At 57.8% G+C, this 6,971-nt stretch carries 7 protein-coding genes; 2 read left to right on the top strand and 5 right to left on the bottom strand.

What is annotated here, in order from left to right:
* Positions 1–369: 369 nt before the first annotated feature.
* Both purH and purD read left to right on the top strand, forming a co-directional pair.
* Entirely contained in the window at positions 370–1,959 is a 1,590-nt protein-coding gene (gene purH / locus AB8804_RS22230; protein ID WP_371190095.1) for a bifunctional phosphoribosylaminoimidazolecarboxamide formyltransferase/IMP cyclohydrolase, read from the top strand.
* 15 nt (positions 1,960–1,974) lie between these two features.
* Positions 1,975–3,267 (top strand): phosphoribosylamine--glycine ligase, encoded by a 1,293-nt coding sequence (purD, locus tag AB8804_RS22225; protein ID WP_371190094.1) that lies wholly within the window; start codon positions 1,975–1,977, stop codon positions 3,265–3,267.
* A 132-nt stretch (positions 3,268–3,399) separates the two neighbouring features.
* On the opposite strand, the gene AB8804_RS22220 is transcribed toward purD, so the two are convergent.
* The 5 genes from AB8804_RS22220 to hemE form a co-directional block, all read right to left on the bottom strand.
* Positions 3,400–4,092 carry a DUF1481 domain-containing protein gene (locus AB8804_RS22220; protein ID WP_371190097.1) on the bottom strand — a complete coding sequence of 231 codons (693 nt, stop codon included), beginning with the start codon at positions 4,090–4,092 and terminating at the stop codon, positions 3,400–3,402.
* Between the two features lie 11 nt (positions 4,093–4,103).
* Positions 4,104–4,376, bottom strand: a complete 273-nt coding sequence (gene hupA / locus AB8804_RS22215) for a nucleoid-associated protein HU-alpha (RefSeq protein ID WP_002445246.1) — start codon at positions 4,374–4,376, stop codon at positions 4,104–4,106.
* Positions 4,377–4,562: 186 nt separating this feature from the next.
* Positions 4,563–5,153 carry a YjaG family protein gene (locus AB8804_RS22210; RefSeq protein ID WP_119938499.1) on the bottom strand — a complete coding sequence of 197 codons (591 nt, stop codon included), beginning with the start codon at positions 5,151–5,153 and terminating at the stop codon, positions 4,563–4,565.
* A 41-nt stretch (positions 5,154–5,194) separates the two neighbouring features.
* Positions 5,195–5,866, bottom strand: coding sequence for a deoxyribonuclease V (gene nfi / locus AB8804_RS22205; protein ID WP_371190093.1), 672 nt, complete (start codon positions 5,864–5,866; stop codon positions 5,195–5,197).
* A 9-nt stretch (positions 5,867–5,875) separates the two neighbouring features.
* On the bottom strand, positions 5,876–6,940 hold the full coding sequence (gene hemE, locus AB8804_RS22200; protein WP_371190092.1) for a uroporphyrinogen decarboxylase: 1,065 nt from the start codon (positions 6,938–6,940) through the stop codon (positions 5,876–5,878).
* Positions 6,941–6,971: the final 31 nt, after the last annotated feature.

The raw sequence follows: 6,971 nt of genomic DNA, 5'->3' as shown, positions 1-6,971 counted from the left end.
TTTCCTCTTTCAGAGTCAACCCGTTATTTCAGGATTTTTTCTCTTCAACCGACCGGGTTGTTTGTGAAGTGATTCACATCTGCCGTGTCGATGGAGGCGCATTATAGGGAGTTCTCGCCGCGCCGCAACCGCTAAATGACAGAAAAATGACTGACTGCTGCATTCCACAGCAAAACCCCGCCTTATACCCATTTACACACAGACTTATCCACAATGATGCGAAAAAGTGAAATTGTGCGAGCGTTGCGCAAACGTTTTCGTTAAAATGCTCGCGCTTCGCAAGGATGCTCCGTCAGGTGTGTTAGATGAGTTTTTCGTTGGAAAATTCATCTAACGCTCTCTGTAATCGTGAAATCCAGGGGATTTACCATGCAACAACGTCGTCCAGTCCGCCGCGCTCTGCTCAGTGTTTCTGATAAAGCCGGTATCGTCGAATTCGCTCAGGCACTTTCTGCACGCGGTGTGGAGCTGCTTTCAACAGGCGGCACCGCTCGCCTGTTAGCAGATAAAGGTCTGCCGGTAACCGAAGTATCCGATTACACCGGTTTCCCGGAAATGATGGATGGACGCGTCAAGACCCTGCACCCAAAAGTGCATGGCGGTATCCTCGGTCGTCGCGGCCAGGATGACGGCATTATGGAACAGCATGATATTGCGCCGATCGACATGGTTGTCGTTAACCTCTACCCATTTGCCCAGACCGTAGCCCGCGAAGGCTGTTCTCTGGAAGATGCGGTTGAGAATATCGATATCGGCGGCCCGACCATGGTGCGCTCCGCAGCCAAGAACCATAAAGATGTCGCCATCGTCGTAAAGAGCAGCGACTACGAAACCATTATTACCGAGATGGATGCCAACGAAGGGTCGCTGACTCTGGCGACCCGCTTCGACCTCGCCATTAAGGCCTTCGAACACACCGCGGCCTACGACAGCATGATCGCCAACTACTTCGGTAGCCTAGTGCCCGCCTACCACGGTGAAAGCAACGAGCCTTCTGGCCGCTTCCCGCGCACCCTGAACCTGAACTTCATTAAGAAACAGGACATGCGCTACGGCGAGAACAGCCACCAGCAGGCTGCCTTCTATATAGAAGAAGAGGTAAAAGAGGCTTCGGTCGCGACGGCCCAGCAGGTGCAGGGCAAGGCGCTCTCCTATAACAACATTGCAGATACCGACGCCGCTCTGGAGTGCGTGAAAGAGTTCAGCGAGCCGGCGTGCGTTATCGTGAAGCATGCAAACCCATGCGGCGTGGCGGTAAGCACCTCTATTCTGGATGCCTACGATCGCGCTTACAAAACCGACCCGACCTCCGCGTTCGGCGGCATTATCGCCTTCAACCGCGAGCTGGATGCCGAAACCGCGCAGGCCATCATCTCCCGCCAGTTTGTGGAAGTGATCATTGCGCCGTCCGCCACTGAGGAAGCCCTCAAAATCACCGCAGCGAAACAAAACGTGCGCGTGCTGGTTTGCGGCCAGTGGGCCGAACGCGTGCCGGGCCTGGACTTTAAGCGTGTGAACGGTGGTCTGCTGGTTCAGGATCGCGATCTGGGCATGGTGACGGAAGCCGACCTGCGCGTGGTGACCAAACGTCAACCAACTGAACAGGAACTTCGCGATGCGCTGTTCTGCTGGAAGGTTGCCAAGTTCGTCAAATCCAACGCCATTGTTTACGCCAAAGAGAACATGACCATCGGGATAGGTGCAGGCCAGATGAGCCGCGTTTATTCGGCAAAAATCGCCGGGATTAAAGCAGGCGACGAAGGTCTTGAGGTGAAAGGCTCCGCCATGGCTTCCGATGCGTTCTTCCCGTTCCGTGACGGTATCGATGCGGCTGCTGCCGTAGGGATTACCTGCGTGATCCAACCCGGTGGCTCAATCCGCGATGATGAAGTCATTGCCGCCGCCGACGAACACGGTATCGCGATGATCTTCACCGACATGCGCCACTTCCGCCATTAATTCCCGGAGCACAGAATGAAAGTATTAGTGATTGGCAACGGTGGGCGCGAACACGCCCTGGCGTGGAAAGCAGCCCAGTCCCCGCAGGTTGAAACCGTCTTTGTGGCTCCGGGTAACGCCGGAACCGCGCTGGAGCCCGCGCTGCAAAATGTCGCAATCGGCGTAACCGACATCCCGGCGCTGCTGAGCTTTGCGCAGGCCGAGAAAATTGACCTGACCATCGTCGGCCCGGAAGCGCCGCTGGTGATTGGCGTGGTAGATGCGTTCCGCGCGGCAGGCCTGAAAATCTTTGGCCCAACGGAGGGCGCAGCGCAGCTGGAAGGCTCCAAAGCCTTCACCAAGGATTTCCTCGCACGCCACAACATCCCGACGGCGGAATATCAAAACTTCACCGAAGTGGAGCCCGCTCTGGCTTACCTGCGTGAAAAAGGCGCGCCGATTGTCATCAAGGCCGACGGTCTGGCCGCCGGTAAAGGCGTGATCGTGGCGATGACGCTCGAAGAAGCCGAAGCCGCCGTGCAGGATATGCTGGCGGGCAACGCCTTTGGCGACGCGGGCCACCGCATCGTCATTGAAGAGTTCCTCGACGGCGAAGAGGCGAGCTTTATCGTGATGGTTGACGGCGAGCACGTTCTGCCGATGGCCACCAGCCAGGATCACAAGCGCGTGGGCAATGGCGATACCGGCCCGAACACCGGCGGCATGGGTGCCTACTCGCCTGCCCCGGTGGTGACCGAGGAAGTCCATCAGCGCACCATGGACCGCATCATCTGGCCAACCGTAAAAGGGATGGCGGCGGAAGGTAATACCTATACCGGCTTCCTCTACGCGGGCCTGATGATCGACAGGCAGGGTAATCCGAAGGTCATTGAATTTAACTGTCGCTTTGGCGATCCGGAAACGCAGCCGATCATGCTGCGCATGAAATCCGATCTGGTGGATCTGTGCCTGGCCGCCTGCGAAGGCAAGCTGGACGAGAAAACCTCAGAGTGGGACGATCGCGCCTCGCTGGGCGTGGTGATCGCGGCGGGCGGTTATCCGGGCAATTACAGCACCGGGGATGAGATCCACGGCCTGCCGCTCGAATCGGTAGACGGCGCGAAGGTGTTCCACGCGGGCACAACGCTGTCAGACGACGACCGTGTTCTGACCAACGGTGGCCGCGTGCTGTGCGCGACCGCGCTGGGCAACACCGTTGCTGAAGCACAGAAGTGCGCCTATGCGCTGATGGCGGATATCCACTGGAACGGCAGCTTCAGCCGCCAGGATATCGGTTATCGTGCGATTGCGCGCGAGCAGGGCGAGTAATTTTCCCCTCACCCTAACCCTCTCCCCAAAGGGGCGAGGGGATTGTTTACTGCTCGCATTAATTCCTCAGGGAAGAGGGTATCGTTCGTAGGCCGGATAAGCGTTAGCGCCATCCGGCTTTATGCAACGCACTCAGAAACTCTTTTCCGTCGGCTGCCAGGTGCAGAAATCTTCGTTCGCCACCAGCAGCAGCTGAGAGCCTTCCGGTGCTTCAAGCCACGCCACGCTTACCTCTACGGATGAATGACGCTGACGGCGCTCGATATGCGCAGTGGCCCAGGATTCGAGATCCGGCTTCACGGTCTGCCCTTCGCAGGTGGTCACCGTACCGTTGGCGTGCCAGCGGCCCTGGCGCAGCACGACGCGCCCCTGACGCAGCGCATCGCTGGTCTGACGGATTTGCTCGGCACGGTAGCGATAGAGCGCAATTTGGTCGCTGGAAAGCTGCTGTTTATGACCGCTCACTTCACGCTGCATAAAGCTCAGCTCGCCGCGGTCGTCGAAACGCACCTTTACGTGTTCGGGGGTCTTGCTGTAGATATTCAGCTCGATAAGCGACAGCGCGTCGCCCTGCCAGCGGTACTCCGCCGTCGAGGTGTTGCCGCTGTGCCACGGGCTAAAAGCGGAAAGCAGATGAACGTCATCGCTGGAGTCTTTACGCCAGATCCTGACCGCGCCCTGGTTATCCGCGTAACCGCTGGCGGTAAACGGAGGGAGGGAGGTGTCGTGGCTACAGGCAGACAGTAACAGCACGCCTGCCAGCGCGAGCGTACCACGCCAGATAGACAAAAGGAGCGTTGCCGCCCCTTCGTTAAAACTGTTCACTGCCACGCGTCTTACTTAACAGCGTCTTTCAGTGCTTTACCAGAAACAAATGCCGGTACGTTAGCTGCGGCGATTTTGATTTCTTTACCGGTCTGCGGGTTACGGCCAGTACGCTCAGCGCGGTGGTTCACTTTGAAGGTACCGAAACCAACCAGTTGTACAGCATCGCCTTCTTTCAGAGACTCAGTAATAGCAGCCAGGGTAGATTCCAGAGCAGCTTTAGCCTGCACTTTAGACAGATCAGCCTTGTCCGCAATTACATCAATCAGTTGAGTCTTGTTCATAAGTTATCCTTTCAATGTGTTTATCGCTTGCTAAGCATCGAGTGCGACGAAAATGCCAAAAAAGCACTCTCCTGCATACACGCACCGATAGCCACTTTTTTTCGCCCCCCAAATGTAGACCAGACGGGGGGCAGAAGGGAAGAGTCGAGGTACGACAAAACAGGCGTTAAATCACGTTTTGTTGTCTCATTGGTTAAAAATTATACCGATATTGCTCTCACCGGCCTCGCGCAGGTCCGCGCGCAGCCCTTTTATCAGCTCGATATCACGTTCTTCGCACTCTGCCAGCAGGCGGAAAATCTCCCACTGGATATCCCATTCCTGCTCTACCGCCGGGTTGGCGCGCAGCTCTTCGTCGGTCATTTCACGACCTTCCTGGGTCATTTCCAGCATCGCCACGGTAGTAATAGAAGCCTTACTGACTTCGATGGCGTGCTCCAGGGTTTCACCGCTCAGGCGAGAGTGAATAAGCTCGCTTAACGCCACGCAGGCATCAATGGCAGGATAAACGCCGTACAGGTCGAAATCATCCGCAGCCGGAATCGCCTCTTCCAGCTTTTCCAGCTGAGAGTCAAAGTTCACCTTCGCATCTTTCACCGTTAGCGTTTCCCAGATTAAATCCAGGATGCGGCGATAAATCTGGCCTTCACCAAACTCCGTTTGCTTGCAGAATGCGGCATAGTTGGGATACATGCGCTCGCACAGGCAGGCCATAAAGGTGACGTGCTGCCAGCTTTCCAGCTTCTCAAGGCGCAGATGAATCGGGTTTTGTAACATGATGATGTCTCGAATCGAAAATTAGCCGCAGTTTACCTGAATCAGCGCTGAATTTCCTGCCATCGAACAAATGCCGGACGCGAGGATGCGACGGCGTCAGCCCAGCGCGTCGGCTCCGGCAGGCGGTAGCCTTTCATGCAGCGCTGCACCCACGCCAGCGCGCTATCCATGCTTACCCGATGCCCGGTGGCGATGAACAGCGGGTTACAGCGCGCCTTGCTGCGCCAGACCCACGCCAGCTGTTCGCCTTTGTCGATAAGCGGGGCGATCGCGCCCGGCTCGGCGGAGAGCGGCTCAAACTTGCCGCACAGGCGTTTTTTGGCGACGCCGATGGTCGGCACGTCCACCAGCAGCCCAAAGTGGCTGGCAACGCCTAAACGACGCGGATGGGAAATGCCGTGTCCGTCCACAAACAGCAGATCGGGTTTTTGCGAGAGCTGTTCCCACGCTGCGAGCAGCGCGGGATATTCACGAAAGGAGAGAAAGCCGGGAATATACGGCATGGTGGTGGCGATACGCGCCACCTTGTATTCGACCAGCTCAAGCGAGGGGTACTTCAGCACCACCATCGCCGCTCGCGTCACTTCACCGCCCTGCTCAAACCCGACGTCCGCCCCGCCAATGTACTGCGGAGGGTCCGTATCCAGACGATCCTCGCGGATCAAGGATGAGGCCAGTTCTATCTGTTGAGCGCGTAACGACGCGAGATCCATAACCACTCCTTACTTGTGATACTGGGCAGAAAGCCGATGCACCGCCTCCACAAACGCGCCAGCGTGCTCTGGCGGCACATCCTGATGAATGCCGTGGCCGAGGTTAAAGACGTGGCCTTCACCCTGGCCGAAAGCAGACAGTATAGTCGACACTTCTTCTTCAATACGGGCAGGCTGGGCGTAAAGCATGGACGGGTCCATGTTGCCCTGCAGCGCGACTTTATCGCCCACGCGACGGCGCGCCTCGCCAATGTCGGTGGTCCAGTCGAGGCCCAGCGCGTCGCAGCCGGTGGCGGCCAGCGCTTCCAGCCACTGGCCGCCGCCTTTGGTGAAAAGGGTGACCGGCACGCGGCGGCCTTCGTTTTCACGCAGCAGGCCGTCGACGATTTTGTGCATGTAGTACAGCGAGAACTGCTGGTAATCGCGCCCGGTCAGCACGCCGCCCCAGGTGTCGAAAATCATCACCGACTGCGCGCCCGCTTTGATCTGTGCGTTAAGGTAAAGGGTCACGCTCTTCGCCAGCTTGTCGAGCAGCGCGTGCAGGGCCAGCGGCTCGGCGTACATCATCTTTTTGATCACCGTGAAGGCTTTGCTGCTGCCGCCCTCAACCATGTAGGTTGCCAGCGTCCACGGGCTGCCGGAAAAGCCAATCAGCGGCACGTCGCCCTTCAGCTCGCGGCGAATGGTGCGCACCGCGTTCATCACGTAGCCCAGCTCGCCTTCGGGATCGGGAATGGGCAGCTTATCGACGTCTGCTTTGCTCTTGATGGGGGACGTGAAGCGCGGGCCTTCGCCGGTTTCGAAATAGAGCCCAAGGCCCATCGCATCCGGAATGGTCAGAATGTCCGAGAAGAGAATGGCGGCATCCAGCGGGAAGCGGCGCAGGGGCTGGAGCGTTACTTCGCAGGCCAGCTCGGCGTTTTTGCACAGCGACATAAAATCGCCCGCCTGGGCGCGCGTGGCTTTGTACTCCGGGAGATAGCGTCCCGCCTGGCGCATCATCCATACCGGGGTTACATCAACAGGCTGGCGCAGCAGCGCACGCAGATAACGATCGTTCTTCAGTTCGGTCATTTTTGCAGTTCCTTAAGCGTCATGGCCACAG

Origin of the sequence: Enterobacter sp. KBR-315C3_2022, from assembly GCF_041399425.1 — a bacterium.
GTDB lineage: Bacteria > Pseudomonadota > Gammaproteobacteria > Enterobacterales > Enterobacteriaceae > Enterobacter.
The sequence above is the reverse complement of the archived record's forward strand: the minus strand, read 5'-3'. Positions and strand labels throughout refer to the sequence as shown.